This is a genomic window from Streptomyces sp. NPDC008001 (assembly GCF_042958085.1).
GTDB lineage: Bacteria > Actinomycetota > Actinomycetes > Streptomycetales > Streptomycetaceae > Streptomyces.
The window spans coordinates 976283-990466 of the sequence record NZ_JBIBIZ010000001.1; the positions used below are offsets into that span (position 1 = coordinate 976283).

Consider the following 14184-nt stretch of genomic DNA (forward strand, 5'->3'; position numbering starts at 1 on the left):
GTGGCGGCACAGATAGGTGTTCTGCGGTCATGAGGCCGACCCGATTCACTGCCCAATTGCTGGTACCGCAGGCACCGGCACCCGATTGCGTCACAGAATCCGTGCGGCCCCCCGTCGGATTTGACCCTGGCCGCTGCCCGGACACGGTCCGCCTCGGCCGACACGTTGGCCGGTCCCCGTCACATGGCGCGGATGTCTTCGATCAATGGCGGCCAGATCCCGGCGGGATGGGTCATGCAGTCGGGCTCGACTTGGGTGAGGTCGGCTATCAGCGCATCGAGTACGGCATCGATGTCGTCAGGCCACACGGCGAACTCCTGGTCTTCGAGGAAGCCGAGATGCTGCCGCACTGCTCGCAGGGCGTGGGCCAGTGACAACAGATCACGGTGGGCCGGCCGGGTGACGGAGTCGGCAGTCCGGCAACCCCTGCCAATGGCGTGGACGGTGCCGGTGGTGCCGTCGAGCGCGTACGGGATGTCCATGAAGTGCCCGAGAAGCAGCCACTCGCCGCACCGGGCCGGGAGCCCTCGCAGTTCCTCGGGGCACAGTTCGGCGAGCGTGCGCATGCCCGTGGAGAATTGCTCGTCGGGGACGAACGGCGACATGTCGATCTCGGGCAGGCCGACCCCGCTCAGGAACTCCCGCGTGGCCGCATCGGTGACGCCGGGCGCGATGGCGTCGGGCGGGATGCGGACGAGGTCGCGGATGTCGAAGTACTGCTCCATCCAGTCTCTGACGGTAATGGCGACGGACATGGCCTTCCCCTGTTCATGGCTGCGGCCGAACACCCGGAATGCGTCGGCAGACAGCCCATGGTGACTTACGCCGGCGTCTGGACGTTCCGGGGGCTCGGCGGTCCTACGGCCTTCCGTGCTTCCGTAGCCGTGTGCCCCGGGGAAGACGGATCCCCTGAACAGCGGAGAAGCCCTCGAAAGGTCAGCCGGGGCGGAATGCGACGCGGACACCCGCATCCGCGGGAAGGACCAACACACTGCCCTGCCTGGTGCTCCAGCCCTCGGGGATGATGAACATCCGGTTGCTGGACTGCGCGAGCAGCCGCAGTCCGTGGTAGCGGAACTTGAAGCACTGTCCGGGGCCACCGTCCGGCAGGGGCGCCTCCTGCACGTTCGTTTAGGGGCATCGGCCTCCACCGGTGGGAGCAGCCCCGCGCCGCCGAGCTCCTCCAGGAGTCCGTTCCGAAGTGAGGGCAGGTACTCCCGGGGCAGACGTTGTTCAGGGGCGGTGGCCAGCAGCTCCAGCTGCATGTCGTCCGCGCCGAGCGGCTCGAAGTCGGCGACGATGTGCGCGTACGGCCTGCACCGACCGATGTTCTGCCGAACGTGGACACACACTCCCTGGACCGGAACGGGAAGGGGAAGAGCCATGAGGGCCACCCTGAATTCCGTGGCTGGAGTCCGCCGGCGCTTATAGGGTCGGCCGATGCTGCTCGTCACTGAACCCCTTTTCACCGACCGCCTGTTGCTGCGTCCTTTCACCTCCGAAGACATCGACGACGTTTGGGCCTACCAGCGGCAGCCGGTAGTGGCCCGCTACATGCGATGGGAGCCGCGTGACCGCCGGCAGTCCCAGGAGTCCGTCGACCAGATGTCCGGCGAAGTCCGGCTGGCCGGGGAGGGCGACTGCCTCAGCCTGGCGGTGGTCTCGCCGGACCACGGCAAGGTCATAGGCCAGGTGGAATTGGTATGGCTCGACAAGGAAGACCGTCAAGGGGAGATCGGATACGTCTTCAACCCCGACTACCAGGGCAAGGGCCTGGCCACGGAGGCCGCTACGGTGGCCCTGCGGCTCGGTTTCGAAGATCTGGGTCTGCACCGGATCATCGGGCGCTGCCACGCCGGGAACAGCGCTTCGGCCCGGCTCATGGAACGGCTGGGCATGCGTCGTGAGGCGCACTTCATCGACACCGGGATCTTCAAGGGCGCCTGGCGCGAGGAGTACGTCTACGCGATGCTGCGCCGTGAGTGGCGGGCGCGCCATGGCGGCGAAGTCGGCCCGGCGGGCAGGAGCTGACGTAACGGCAGTGGTCAGCGCGGAAGAGGGCGTCAGCGAGGGCGGCCGCGCCCGGGTGGTGGGCCCGGATGTGTCCGGCACGCGCCGGCAGTGCCGACGGGTCGTCCGTCCGCCGTCATGGCGAGCAGGCCGCGGTCCATTTCGAGTGCCGACCACCACAACCCACCGCTTTCCTCGGCCGGGGAGCGGCTGGGCCCACGGCGGCTGGAGGCGGCCTCGATAACGCTCCACCGGCACGTGGTCAGGTACCGATCCTGATCGCGGGGAGGTCCTCGAAGTCCAGGCTCCGGGGCACGCCCAGCCCCCAGGCTTCCAACTCTTGAAGTACGCGTCCCGTGCGATCGTCGGCCTCGACCAGTCCTTCGACGGCGAAGCCCTTCGTTTCATGACCGTCCGGGTGGAGCGGGTCGTATGAGCAGACTATGCGGCCATCCACTGCACATGTCAGCAACGAGGCCGTGTTGATATTCCGGCGAAAGGCGATCAGCCGGGTGCCGGCCGAGGCGCGCTCGACGAGGGCGCGGGCGTTCAGCGCAGCGCCGAAGCTCTCGATGGCGTATGCCCACCCGGGTATCTCGCCCGCCCGGGCCACTCCGCCGCCATCGGCAACGAACCCGTCGCATTGGAGTTCCTCCAGGTCGAGGCCGGCACTTTCGAGGTAGTCCTCGTCCTGGTAGTGGTTGAACAAGTCGATGGCCTCTGCCTGCTCCCGGCTCATTTCCCGTACCGTCGCACCATCCGCTCCCAGCCTGTGCAAGAGCCCCTCGGGGGTTTCGCCTGCACAGAAGATGACAGTGAAACCGTCACTGTAGGACTCGGTCAGCCAGGCGATCCCGTCATGCGCACCGTTCATGAACGGAGACTACGGCTCGACTCCTCCATGAGGAAGTGAAGGAAATCGCAGGGGTGGCCGGTGCCTGATCATGTTTGTGCGTCGGCTTTGGAGGCGTAAACCCGGACAGGATCGAGGTGTAGTTCATGCGGGCCCATGCAGTCGGCGACGAGGGTGGCCACGAGGGCCCCGCACACACACGCCATGTTGCGTCCGCCGGTTCCCAGTGGTCCGCAGCACCCTCGATGGATACCGAGGGACCCAATCAGTTGCAGGTGAGGTACGTCCTCGGGGTGCACAATCACAGAGTTTCTGGGCCCGGCAGGCATCATGCCCGTCATCTTGGGCGGCATGAGGAGAGCCCGGTGTCCGTTCGTCCCCGCGGTATCGGTGCCTGGGCCAGGGGCTACGAAAGGCGCGCCCCAGGGCTCGGGATCGATGGCGTAGTGGCCGCGAGCGACAGTCGACGGCGCAAGCCGAGTCTTGCTGTGACGGTCCCGGTCGCTTCCGGGGGGCATGCCTGTGTCAGTGCCTGATGGGAGGGTGTGTGACGCGGTGACTGTACCGGCTGCCGCATCGCATGGGAGGGGAACAGCGTGGCACCACAGGAAGGCCGCAGCAGTGAGAGCGCGGATCGGCAGAACGACGAGGGGCTACGGGAAGCCGTGAGCGGTGCCGGCCCGGTTACCGGAGGCTCGGGCACACCCTTGCGTCAGGTGGTGCCGTTCGAGGCAGCGCAGCCCGAGGACGAAGAGTTCGCCTGGTATTTCGAGGGCGAGCCGGTGGGCGGCACGATCGGTCTGTGGCAAGTGCTGATGGATGATCAGCTGGAGTTCGCGGAGGAGCTCGTCGCGGACGGAGCCGATCCTTGGCAACCGGTGCTCGGTGGCTGGTCCCCGGGACGACTCAGCCTGGCCGGCCCCGTGCCGGGCCTGTTCGAGGTACCCGAGGGAGAACGGGGGCTGAGCCCTGCCGAGCACGCGGCGGTGCACGAGGCCCAACGCCTTCGCACTGCCCTGGCAGACTCCCACCACGAGGGCCTGGGCCTGGCGTGCGTGGCCGGCATCGACGCCGAAGAGGCCATACGCCGCCTCGATGCCGCACCTTTGAGGGGCCACAGGCTTCGTGTACTGCAGGAGGCACCCTGGGCCGGAGCCGACTTTGACCACCGCCTCCGGATCGTGGGCGTGACCACCGTGCCCGGCGGCTGCATCGTCACCCAGCGCTGGGGCTACACCCCACAGGCCTCCGGTGTGCAGCAACGGCTATCCGCCGGGACGGCCTGCTACGGCCTGTACGCCAACGCCAAGAGCGGCAACCAGGGCAGCTTCGTCCGCGATGGCGTCATCGAAGGAGGGGATCTCCACCCCGGAGGTGGCCCGAACCCCTTCGACACGGTCACGTCCGAAGACGTCCTGCTCGCCTACCTCTACCGCGGCCACCCCGTAGCCCACGCCTGCGCCTGGGTGGGGCTGCGTCCCGCTGACGCATGCGCCGTCACAGGGCAGCCCGACGCCTGGGTGGAACTACCCGACCGTGACTACTGGACGAGCTGACGGCCTGAGCGGTCGAGCGGGCGCAGGGACGGCACGTGGATCGGCACGGGGAGAGCGTCGAGGCCCGCCGGCCCGGCCCGGTTCGGCGATGTCGCCCGGCCCGCAGACCCGGGAGTTCAGTGGCGCGCGTCCGAGCGCGGGCGTTGCAGGGTGAAGGTGTCGACGGGCGTCAGGTCGCCGTGGGGGCCGTCGAACGTGTAGTAGGTGACCCGCATCCGGGTCAGGCCCTCGCGGCGGTCGCCGGGGTCGACGTCGAACGCGGCGAAGCCGCGGTTGTACTTGCGGTCCTGAACGGCAGCCCAGGGCGCCTCCTCGGGGATCCACACCGCCTCGCGGTGGCCGGAGGAGGACTTGTCGTCCTTGAGGCCGACCAGGACCCGGGCCTGCGGCGTGTCGAAGAGGTCGTCCTGGCTCGTGGCGATGTTGCCGCCCGCGCCGATGACCATGTGGACGGTGCCCTTGCCCGTGTCGACCAGGTCGGTGCGGGTGGAGACGGGAACGGGGGTGCGGGCCTCGTTGGGCAGGGTGCCGCGCACCGGGTGCGACCGCTCGTAGTGGTGCTCGTGTCCGCTGACCACCAGGTCGACGCCGTACGCGTCGAACAGCGGGCCCCAGGCCCGGCGCACGCCCAGGTCACTGCCGGCGCTCCGGTGGCTGGAGATCATCGGCTGGTGCATGCACACCACGACCCAGTCGATGCCCCGGTCCGCCCGCGCGGCCTTGAGCTCGCGCTCCAGCCAGCGGCGCTGGGCGCCGCCGGAGTAGCCGCTGATGTAGGTGTCCCCGCCGTCCTGGAGCGCCACGTCGTCGTTGGCGAGGCTGATGAAGCGGACCGAGCCGACCGTGAACGCGTACCACATGCCCCGGGTCTCCTCGTCGGAGGAGGCGGACGAGGCGGGCAGTGCGAAGTAGGTCTGGTAACCGGCGGCGCCGATGGGCCCGTTGCCCTTCTCGTTCTCGTGGTTCCCCGCGCAGGGCATCCAGGGGCGCAGCCGGGTGGAGCGGCTGTTGTTGATGAACCAGTCCGCCCACGTCGCCGTCCGGCTCGTTCCCCACGCGCCGGCGATCGCGGCGTAGCACAGGTCGCCGTTGACGAAGTTGAACAGCGGGGCGACCCGCTCGACGGCGGAGACGATGTCCGCGGAGGCGGGCGAGCCGACCTGGCTGCTGGTGTGCAGCGGGTAGCGGTTGACGGGGGAGGGGACGCCGTCCGGGAGGTGGATGACCCGGCGCAGGTTGGGCGTCGCCTGGTCGCCGAAGCTGGTGAAGGTGAAGGCGGCGCGGCCGCGTGGCGCCGTGGTGAACGAACCGGTCTCCGGGGCCGCGCCGTCGTGCCCGGCCGCGTACAGGTACGTGGTCGAGGGGTGCAGGCCGGTGATCCGGGCGTGGTGGACGTACACCTCCTCCTTCGACAGCCCGTCCCGGTAGGTGCGCGTCTCGGCGTCGACGACCCGGCCGCCGTGCCCGCCCGCGGGCGAACCGAGCTGCACCTGCGGCCGGCGGACCGACTGCGGCGTGATCCACGAGACGGTCATCTCCGACGACGGGTCCGAGCCGAACTGCAGGTGGACGCCCAGCACTCCGGGCGCGCCCAGCCGGTGCGGTCGGCTCTGCAGCAGCGGCCCGGGCGTCGGTGCTGCTGATGAAGAGGAAGCGGCGGCCTCCCCGGCGGCACCGGCGACGAACGGGACGGCCGCCGCGGCCGACGAGCCCTTGAGTACGGATCTACGCGTGATCGCCATGAAATGCCCTGTTCCTGTGGGGGAGTTGACAGTCCTGGGGCACTGTAAGTGATCAAGGTTTGTTCTGGCGCGGCGATTTTGCAGGAATCCTCACCCCAGCAGGCTGCCGGGAAGGCTATGGCGGTGCTGCGGTGACGCGGGCCCGGCTCAGGCGGAGACAGGAGTCCTGGACAGGGCGGTGCGCAGGGCGAAGACGCCGAGCAGGCCACCTGATGTGAACCGCTGGGCGGTCATGGCGCGGGGCCGGGCGGCCAGAAACCCCGAAACCCGTGCTGCGCCCAGCATGATCAGAGCGTTCACGGAGATCCCCACGATGATCTGCACACCACCGAGCTGGAGCAGTTGCCCCCAGGCCGGACCCGCCTGCGGGTCCAGGAATTGGGGCAGAAGGGCGGCGTACATAAGAGCGATCTTGGGGTTGAGCAAGTTGGTCAGCAGCCCCATCGAGAACAGGCGGGCATCGGAGACCGGAGGCAGGTTCTGGGCCGGAGCGAAGGGCGAGCGGCCGCCGGGCTTGAGCATGCCCCACGCGAGGTAGGCCAGGTAGGCGGCTCCGGCAAGCTTGACCACCATGAACGCCACCGGCACGGCGGCGAACAACGCGGACAGGCCCGCAGCCGCGGCCAGCAGGTAGCACACGAACCCCACGGCGGTCCCGCTGAGGCTGATCAGGCCCGCCCTGCGGCCTTGGGTGATCGCACGGGAGGCGAGGTGGATCATGTTCGGTCCCGGAGTGAGGGCCATGCCCAGTTCGACCAGGGCCACTCCTCCGACTGCGGTCAGAGTGATCAACGGTCAACCTCCTGGTCGTTCGTCGGGCACCTGGCACGGAATGGGTGGCCCGGCTGCAACGGACGGCTACGACACATCAGCAGGCCCGTCCGGCCCGCCAAAGAATACGGTCTTGCCACTCGGCATCTTCATGCACCCCGGCAGGGACCGCTCGCCCATCCCTAATGTCTTGTGGCCGGGCCGTCCGGCGTGGTGGGGCGCAGCGGCCATATGCCGCGAGTCAGCGCTGGATACGAGCCTGCTGCCGCTCGCGTATGACTGCGATCGCGTGCTCGCACCAGTCGCGGTTTCCTTGTTCGAAGGCGAGGCCGCGTTGGCACGTCAGGTACGGGCCGATGCGGTCGCCGTGGCGCAGGAAATCCTCCTCCGTACGGTCGCCGCGCATGGTGCGCAGCAGTTTGCCGAAGAGGTCGATCCTGGATCGGGCGAAGGCGGCGCGTTCGGTGAGCTGCGCGATGAGGGCGTCGGTGTCGACGTGGTCGGCGGCCTGGACCTTGACGAGCAGGTCGTCGCGGATGAAGGAGGGTTTCGCGGCGGCGGCCGTGAACCTCTCCAGCTCCGCCATTCCAGCGTCGCTCACCTGGAACAGGCGCTTGTTGGGGCGGGATTCCTGGACGACCTCGCGGCCTGCGATGAGTCCGTCCTTCTCCAGCCGGGCCAGCTCGGCGTAGAGCTGCTGCGGCTGGGCGTGCCAGAAGTTCGCCACGCCGAGGCCGAACGCCTTGGCCAGCTGATACCCACTCAGCTCACCGTCGAGCAGCGCCGCCAGCAGGGCGTGCCGTAGTGCCATGGGATTGCCTCCTCGCTGTCCTGCCTCGTCCATGTCCCTGTCGGTGGAGGCACGTTCCATGGTAGTCATGAAAATGACTAGTCACATTCATGACTATGAAGCGACTGTACAGAGACTCATGAAGAGGGGCGAAGCAGACCCATGACCACCGCCGATCGATTCCGTGCCGCTGTCGACCAACGTGACCTCGCGGCTCTGGAGGACCTGTTCACCGAGGACATCTGCCTCTACAGCCCCGTGAAGTTCACCCCGTTCGTGGGCAAGCCGATGGTGCTGGGTCTCTTCGGGGTCCTGTTGCGGACCTTCGAGGACTTCCACTACATCGGTGATTACACCGGCACCGCACAGACCAGCGCCGACGGCACGCCCGCCTCTTCGGCGGTGCTGCTCTTCCGTGCCAGGGCGGGCGGCAAGGAGGTTCACGGCATCGACCTGCTGCACTTCGCCGACGACGGCAGGATCAAGGAATTCACCGTCATGGTCCGGCCCCAGTCCGCCGTCCACGCCCTCGGGGAAGCGGTCCTGGCCGGACTCGTCGAGGACGGCCTGGTGGCAGCCGAGGGGTAGGAGAGGCAGGGAGGTCGGCCACCACCGGCACCAACTGCACCGGCAGGAGCGCCGTACGGAAGCGCCGTACGGAGGCGTCGCACCAAACCCCGTACGGAGGCGTCGCACCGAGCCCCGTACGGAAGCCCCGTACGGCCCGGTCCCGGGCGGTATTGAGCCGACCCCCGGCACCCTGTACAACTTGGCGAGCGCTTCCGGGCACGGTCGAGCGCCGATGAGCCCGGAGCCGCCCCGCGCTTCCGCAGGTCAGGACCGCCGGGGGAGCATTACATCACCTTGGCCGGAAAATCCCCGTTACCACAGGTCATTTCGTCATCTTTCCCGAAGTGACGCTGTGTGCATGCCATGATGCCGCCGGTGCACGGAAGCCGTTCGCCGTTCCTCCGAGGCCGGGGAGACCCATGGCGCTCTCGCTCAAAGAACTGCTCGATCTCTTTCCGGACCCCGGCGGGGTGTTCTCCCTGCCGGGCGAGCTGATCGGATACATCCCCGGTGTCGGCCCGCTGTTCGAGCAGTGGCTGATGTCCGCGGACCTCACGGTGGGTGGCGCGATCCCCGACCGCGCGACGTACGTCGTGGAGGGCACCCTCGCCTTCACCGTCGTCGACGGCCCCTGCCCTGTGGTCGTCGAGTTCGCCGTCGACTCACAACTCCAGACCGTCACCGGTGTCACCCTGGACTTCACCCTCCCGTCGACCGAGGACGACTCAGGCGAAGCAGAGGACACCTTCGCACCGCACCTGCGGCTCTCCGCCCTCGCCACCGGGTTCGGCGCCGCCCTGCTCATCCCCTTCACCGGCGCCGACGGCACGGCCAAGACGATGACGTTCGGCGCCGGGCATCAGGACGGCGTCCTGACCGGCGAGCTCTCCTCCGAGGACGGCATCTCCTGGGACGACGTCGCCCACGCCCTGGGCACCGCCCCCGCCGACCTGCCGCCCGCGCTGGTGCCGGTGCTCACGCACGTCGCGTTCGCGTACGAGAAGAGGAAGCGGGCGTTCGTCTTCTCCGCGCGCACCGAGTACGTCCAGCTCGCCTACGCCTCCCTGCCGCACCGGGCCGGCACCGGCAGCGCCGGGCCGCGCCTGCGTGCGGTGCTGCTCCAGGGCACGTACGAGGCCGGGCTCGCCGACCTGCCCTCGATCGGCGAGTACGCGCCGGTCGAGGACGATCTGGTCTTCGCCGGGCTGCAGGCGTTCCACCTCTCCGCGGCGCTGACGGTGCGCAAGGTCAAGTCCCTCAACGACCTCATGGCCAACGCCGGTGTGCAGCTCGGGCTGCCCACGCGCAGCCTCACCGCCGGCGCCTCGCTGGCCGTCACCGCGGCGACCGCCTTCTCGGAGAAGAACCACGGCATCCTCGTCTACCCGCTGCGGCGCAAGACCCAGCCCGGCCCGACCCCGCCCCCGCGCCTCGACGCGGTCGCGCGGCCGTTACGGGACGAGGAGGACGTCCCCGCGCAGGCGAACATCCCGCTGGGCCTGGAGTCCGGCCCGCTCAGGATCGCCGAGCTCGGCCTGTCGTACGCGGACGGCGCTGCCCGCATCACCCTCGACGCCACGATCGACGCCGGCGGTATCCAACTGAGCGCATCCCGCCTGGGGTTCGCCGTCCGCTTGGCCGACGGCGACTGGAGCTTCCGGCCCACCCTCGACGGGCTCGGTCTCGCCTTCGACCGGCCACCTGTGCGCATCGGCGGCGCGTTCCTCGTCAAGGAGTCCCAGCCGCCCTACGACATGCTGTTCGCCGGCATGGCCGTCATCGAGGCCAAGGTGGCGAGCGTCAAGGTGCTCGGCGCCTACGCCCGCGCCGAGGGCGGCTACCCCTCCCTGTTCCTGTACGGCGTGCTGGCCGGCCGCAAGGGCCTGGGCCCGCCGCCCTTCCAGGTGAAGGCGATCGCGGCGGGCTTCGGCTACAACAGCTCCGTCCGCGTACCCGCCCCCGCCGACACGCCGTACTTCCCGTTCGTCGCCGAACTGGGCAGCGAGAGCGAACGCCCCCCGCTGGAGGTCCTCGATTCCCTCCTCGACGGCGCCGACGGCCGGCCCCCGTGGCTGAGCCCGGCCGAGGGCCAAATCTGGTTCGCGCTCGGCGTCGGCTTCACCGTCTTCCAGTTCGTCGACGGCAAGGTGCTCGCCCTCGTCGAGTTCGGCGACGAATTCACCGTCGCCGTCCTGGGCCTGGCCACCGCCTCGTTCCCGCTGCGCCGCGACGGCGACTCCGCCATCGCCCGCGTCCAGCTCGCCCTCCAGGCGCTGTACACCTCCCGCGACGGCATGCTCGCCCTGGCCGCGGAGCTCACCCCCGAGTCGTACGTCCTCGACCCCGAATGCCGGCTGACGGGCGGGCTCGCCTACCGCACCTGGTTCGGTGGCGACCACGAGGGCGACTTCGTGTTCTGCCTCGGCGGCTACACCACGGGCTGGGACCCGCCCGGCCACTACCCCGACGTCCCCAGGCTCGGCTACACGTGGGGCATCTCCAACTGCGTCACCGCCCGCGGCGAGGCGTACACCGCCCTGACCCCCTCGGCGTTCATGGCCGGCGGCAGGCTGGAGGTGGCGTTCCACTCCGGCATCGTCGACGCCTGGCTGACCGCCCGGTTCGACGCGTTCATCCAGTGGAAGCCGTTCTGGTTCCGGCTCGGCATCGGCGTACGCATCGGCTTCGCCGTCGACCTGTGGCTGTTCACCGTCCGCGGCGAGGTCGGCGTCGACCTCGACCTGTGGGGGCCGCCCGTCGGCGGCATCGCCACCGTCCATCTGTGGTGCATCGACTTCGACGTGTCGTTCGGCGCCGGCCCGGGCGGCGCCCGGGAGGTGGGCTGGGGCGAGTTCCAGGAACAGCTGCCCGCCCGCGACCGGATGCTGCGCATCACCCCGCTCTCCGGCATCCTGCCGGAGGACGAGGCCACCCGCGCCCGCCGCCGGAACGCCGGTGACGACCGCTGGGTCGTCTCGGCCGACGGGTTCTCCTTCTCCACCACGACCGCGCTGCCTGCCTCGAAACTGACCGTCAACACCACCCGGATCCCCGGCGGAACCCCGCTCGACATCCGTCCCATGGGCGCGACCGGCCTCGCCTCGGAACACCGGCTGACCGTCGTCCTGGGCGACGACGAGGGCTTCGACCCCGTCGGGCGGGGGTGGCGCATCGATCCCGTCACCACCAACGTGCCGCGGGCCCTGTGGGGCACCGGCGAGCCCTCCGTGCACAGCGACGACGAGGCGCTCCTGCCCGGCCGCGTCATCGGGTTCACCGTCACCGTGCCCCCGCCGAAGGACGGTTTCACGCCGGGCGAGATGACCGACGTGGCGCTCGGCTTCGAGGAGCTCGGCACCAGCGACACCCTGCCCGTCACCCCGCTCGACCCGCCCACCGGCCCGGTTCCGCGGGCCTGGCAGCCGGGCCAGGACCCGACCGGCATCGGCATGATCGCCGACGGCATCGCCACCACCACGGTCGCCGCCCGGGACGCCCTGTACGCCGAGCTCACGGCGCTCGGCATCGCCCCGCCCGGCCACGACCGGCTGGACGGCTTCGCCGCCCTCGCCGCGGCGGGCGCCTTCACCGCCGAACCCTTGACGGCCGAAACCCTGGTGGCCGAACCGGCGGCCGAACCGATGACGATCTGAACCGCGAGGGAAGCCACATGACGCAGCCCGCCGCTGCCGGGGCCACCCCCCGGTTCAGCGTCCACTTCCACGACAACCACACCGCCACCCCGGCCGGGTTCTACACGGTCACGCTCGACCACCTCGTGTCCGGCGAGAAGGTCGGGAGCGACCAGCTGCCCGCCGCCGGGCAGACCTTCGAGATCCGTGCCCCGCAGTTCACCCTCGACGGGACCTTCGTCCACGCCGTCCACCCCGCACCCGCGGCGAGCGGCGCCTTCGAGTACGTCCTGCCGCACATCACCCTCAACCGGCTGATCCTGCCCTGGGAGCGCGCCCTCGACGCGGCCGTCCCCGAACTGCCCTGGCTCGCCCTGCTCCTCTTCGCCGAAGGGGAACTCCCCGACGACCCCAAGGCCCAGGGACACACCCGGACCCGTACCGTACGGGAACTCCTCACCGCCACCGACGCCCTCGTCCCCGACATCACCCTCGAAGCAGAAGTACCACCAGAGCTCCACGACAGCACCTGCACCACCCTCGACGTCCCCTCGGACGTCTTCGCCGCACTCGTGCCCCGCCGCGCCGACCTGCCCCACCTCTGCCACGTCCGCAAGGTCAGCGACCGGCAGGCCGCCCGCGTCCGCCGCGCCGGGGAGGAACTGGAGGCCGGCGACTACGCCGTCGTCGTGGCCAACCGCTTCCCCCGCACCGCCGGCCGCTACGCCGCCCACCTCGTCTCGCTGGAGGGCTTCGCCGACCACCTCGACGGCAGCCGGCCCGACCCGTCCGTCGTGCGCATGGTCTCCCTGCACGCCTGGTCCTTCGAGGCCAGGCCCGACGCGAACGCCCACTTCGCCACGCTCATCCAGCGCATGGCGGACGACCCCGGCGGACTCGGCCTGCGGCTGCGGCCGCAGCCGGCGCGCACCACCACGCCGACCGCCGCCACCCGGCGCCTCGACCTCGGCCACGTGCCCGTGGACCACGTGCTGCCCTCCGGCGAGCACACCGTCGCCTGGTACCGCGGCCCCTTCACCCCCGTGGTCGCACCCGCCGTGCCCAAGCCCGCTTCCGGCCACTGGACCAGCGCCGACGAAGCCCTCGTCTACCTCACCGACACGGGCGTGTTCGACGTCAGCTACGCCGCCGCCTTCACCCTCGGCAGGACGCTGGCCCTGTCCGACGCCAGCCTGGCCGCCGCCGTCTCGGCCTTCCGCGGCCGCGCGCGGCGCATCGCCCAACGGACGCTGCTGCGGTCCCGCACACAAGCCCACCCGGCCCACGACCGGTTCCACGAGCTGATCGAGAACGGGCTCGGCGCCCGCATCCACACCGCCGCCACCACACCCTCCCGGGCGCGTACGGGCCCCGCTCCAGCGCCCCGGCGCCATACCGGCGGCGTACCCCGGCCGCCCGCCCTCACCGACCTCCACACCCGGCTCCGCACCACCGCCACGCGCGATGTGCTGCGCAGCGCCCTGAGCGAACCCCTGGCTCCGCTGATGACCGTCCTCGACCAGGTGACCCTGCTGGCCGCTGCCCCGCTCGGCCATCTGGTGCCCGACGCGCGCATGCTGCCGCCCGAGAGCCTGCGCTTCTTCCACGTCGACCCGCAGTGGTGCGAGGCCTTGCGCGACGGAGTGCTCAGCACCGGCCTCGGCACCTCGCTCGACGCCGCCGTCAACGACCTCGCCCGCGAGGCCCTGGAACCGCCGCGGCCGCTGTCGGGGCTGCTGATGCGCTCGGCTCTGGTGAAGGGCTGGCCCGACGTTGTGATCGAACCCCGGCGCACCGGCACCGGCGGAACCCCCGAGCTGATGGACATCGTCCACCGCACGATCACCGGCCCGGACCTCCTGCTGTGCTTGGTGGACGGCGTGCCCGACCAGGCGGTCTTCCGCGAGCCGTACGAAGGCGTCCACTTCGGCGTCGACACGCTCGACGGCACCGACCGCATCAACCTGCGCCGCCCCACCGATCCGGTGGGGGAGTCGCTGGACCAGTGGTTCCCGCCCGAGGGCGAAGAGGGCATCAGCCGCTTCCTGCGCACCGCCACCGGCACCGGAACGCCCGAGGTCCTCGACGTCGCCGACGGCGGCACCCGGTCCCTGGTCGACGGCCTGGCCACCGCCCTGCGGGCGGCGGGCCATCTGGGCCCCGGCGAGGAGCTGTCCCCGAGCGTCCTGGCCGTGGAGCTCGTCAACGCACCGCACCGCATCACCTTCGCCCCGCAGCAGGCAGGCCGGCAGTGAGGAAC

Annotated in this window: 10 protein-coding genes; 5 read left to right on the top strand and 5 right to left on the bottom strand. The window is 70.3% G+C overall.

Features of this window, described 5'->3' with window-relative positions:
* Positions 1 to 179: 179 nt before the first annotated feature.
* Positions 180 to 755, bottom strand: a complete 576-nt coding sequence (locus ACFZCD_RS03780; RefSeq protein ID WP_391827496.1) for an SUKH-4 family immunity protein — start codon at positions 753 to 755, stop codon at positions 180 to 182.
* Between the two features lie 685 nt (positions 756 to 1440).
* Here ACFZCD_RS03780 and ACFZCD_RS03785 point away from each other — a divergent pair.
* Positions 1441 to 2031 carry a GNAT family N-acetyltransferase gene (locus tag ACFZCD_RS03785; protein ID WP_391827497.1) on the top strand — a complete coding sequence of 197 codons (591 nt, stop codon included), beginning with the start codon at positions 1441 to 1443 and terminating at the stop codon, positions 2029 to 2031.
* A 241-nt stretch (positions 2032 to 2272) separates the two neighbouring features.
* Here the strand turns inward: ACFZCD_RS03785 and ACFZCD_RS03790 are convergent, their stop codons facing one another.
* Entirely contained in the window at positions 2273 to 2884 is a 612-nt protein-coding gene (locus tag ACFZCD_RS03790; RefSeq protein WP_391827499.1) for a DUF6461 domain-containing protein, read from the bottom strand.
* 575 nt (positions 2885 to 3459) lie between these two features.
* Here ACFZCD_RS03790 and ACFZCD_RS03795 point away from each other — a divergent pair.
* Complete coding sequence (locus ACFZCD_RS03795; RefSeq protein WP_391827501.1) at positions 3460 to 4419, top strand: ankyrin repeat domain-containing protein; 960 nt, start codon at positions 3460 to 3462, stop codon at positions 4417 to 4419.
* Between the two features lie 116 nt (positions 4420 to 4535).
* Here ACFZCD_RS03795 and ACFZCD_RS03800 read toward each other — a convergent pair whose 3' ends face one another.
* From ACFZCD_RS03800 to ACFZCD_RS03810, 3 genes are all read right to left on the bottom strand, one after another.
* On the bottom strand, positions 4536 to 6161 hold the full coding sequence (locus tag ACFZCD_RS03800) for a purple acid phosphatase family protein (protein WP_391827502.1): 1626 nt from the start codon (positions 6159 to 6161) through the stop codon (positions 4536 to 4538).
* Positions 6162 to 6308: 147 nt separating this feature from the next.
* Positions 6309 to 6953, bottom strand: coding sequence for a LysE family translocator (locus tag ACFZCD_RS03805; RefSeq protein WP_391827504.1), 645 nt, complete (start codon positions 6951 to 6953; stop codon positions 6309 to 6311).
* A 220-nt stretch (positions 6954 to 7173) separates the two neighbouring features.
* Complete coding sequence (locus ACFZCD_RS03810) at positions 7174 to 7743, bottom strand: PadR family transcriptional regulator (RefSeq protein WP_391827506.1); 570 nt, start codon at positions 7741 to 7743, stop codon at positions 7174 to 7176.
* Positions 7744 to 7884: 141 nt separating this feature from the next.
* Between ACFZCD_RS03810 and ACFZCD_RS03815 the strand changes: the two genes are divergently transcribed.
* From ACFZCD_RS03815 to ACFZCD_RS03825, 3 genes are all read left to right on the top strand, one after another.
* Positions 7885 to 8310, top strand: a complete 426-nt coding sequence (locus ACFZCD_RS03815) for a nuclear transport factor 2 family protein (protein ID WP_391827508.1) — start codon at positions 7885 to 7887, stop codon at positions 8308 to 8310.
* Between the two features lie 401 nt (positions 8311 to 8711).
* The gene (locus ACFZCD_RS03820) at positions 8712 to 11945 is read left to right on the top strand and encodes a DUF6603 domain-containing protein (RefSeq protein WP_391827510.1); all 3234 of its coding nucleotides are present in this window, start codon (positions 8712 to 8714) and stop codon (positions 11943 to 11945) included.
* 17 nt (positions 11946 to 11962) lie between these two features.
* On the top strand, positions 11963 to 14179 hold the full coding sequence (locus ACFZCD_RS03825; protein WP_391827512.1) for a hypothetical protein: 2217 nt from the start codon (positions 11963 to 11965) through the stop codon (positions 14177 to 14179).
* Positions 14180 to 14184: the final 5 nt, after the last annotated feature.

What these genes read in the sequence shown, in the direction of transcription:
- ACFZCD_RS03815 (WP_391827508.1), top strand. Translation starts at nt 7,885, where the DNA reads ATGACCACCGCCGATCGATTCCGTGCCGCTGTCGACCAACGTGACCTC.
- ACFZCD_RS03780 (WP_391827496.1), bottom strand. Translation starts at nt 755, where the DNA reads ATGTCCGTCGCCATTACCGTCAGAGACTGGATGGAGCAGTACTTCGAC.
- ACFZCD_RS03810 (WP_391827506.1), bottom strand. Translation starts at nt 7,743, where the DNA reads ATGGCACTACGGCACGCCCTGCTGGCGGCGCTGCTCGACGGTGAGCTG.
- ACFZCD_RS03785 (WP_391827497.1), top strand. Translation starts at nt 1,441, where the DNA reads ATGCTGCTCGTCACTGAACCCCTTTTCACCGACCGCCTGTTGCTGCGT.
- ACFZCD_RS03820 (WP_391827510.1), top strand. Translation starts at nt 8,712, where the DNA reads ATGGCGCTCTCGCTCAAAGAACTGCTCGATCTCTTTCCGGACCCCGGC.
- ACFZCD_RS03800 (WP_391827502.1), bottom strand. Translation starts at nt 6,161, where the DNA reads ATGGCGATCACGCGTAGATCCGTACTCAAGGGCTCGTCGGCCGCGGCG.
- ACFZCD_RS03790 (WP_391827499.1), bottom strand. Translation starts at nt 2,884, where the DNA reads ATGAACGGTGCGCATGACGGGATCGCCTGGCTGACCGAGTCCTACAGT.
- ACFZCD_RS03825 (WP_391827512.1), top strand. Translation starts at nt 11,963, where the DNA reads ATGACGCAGCCCGCCGCTGCCGGGGCCACCCCCCGGTTCAGCGTCCAC.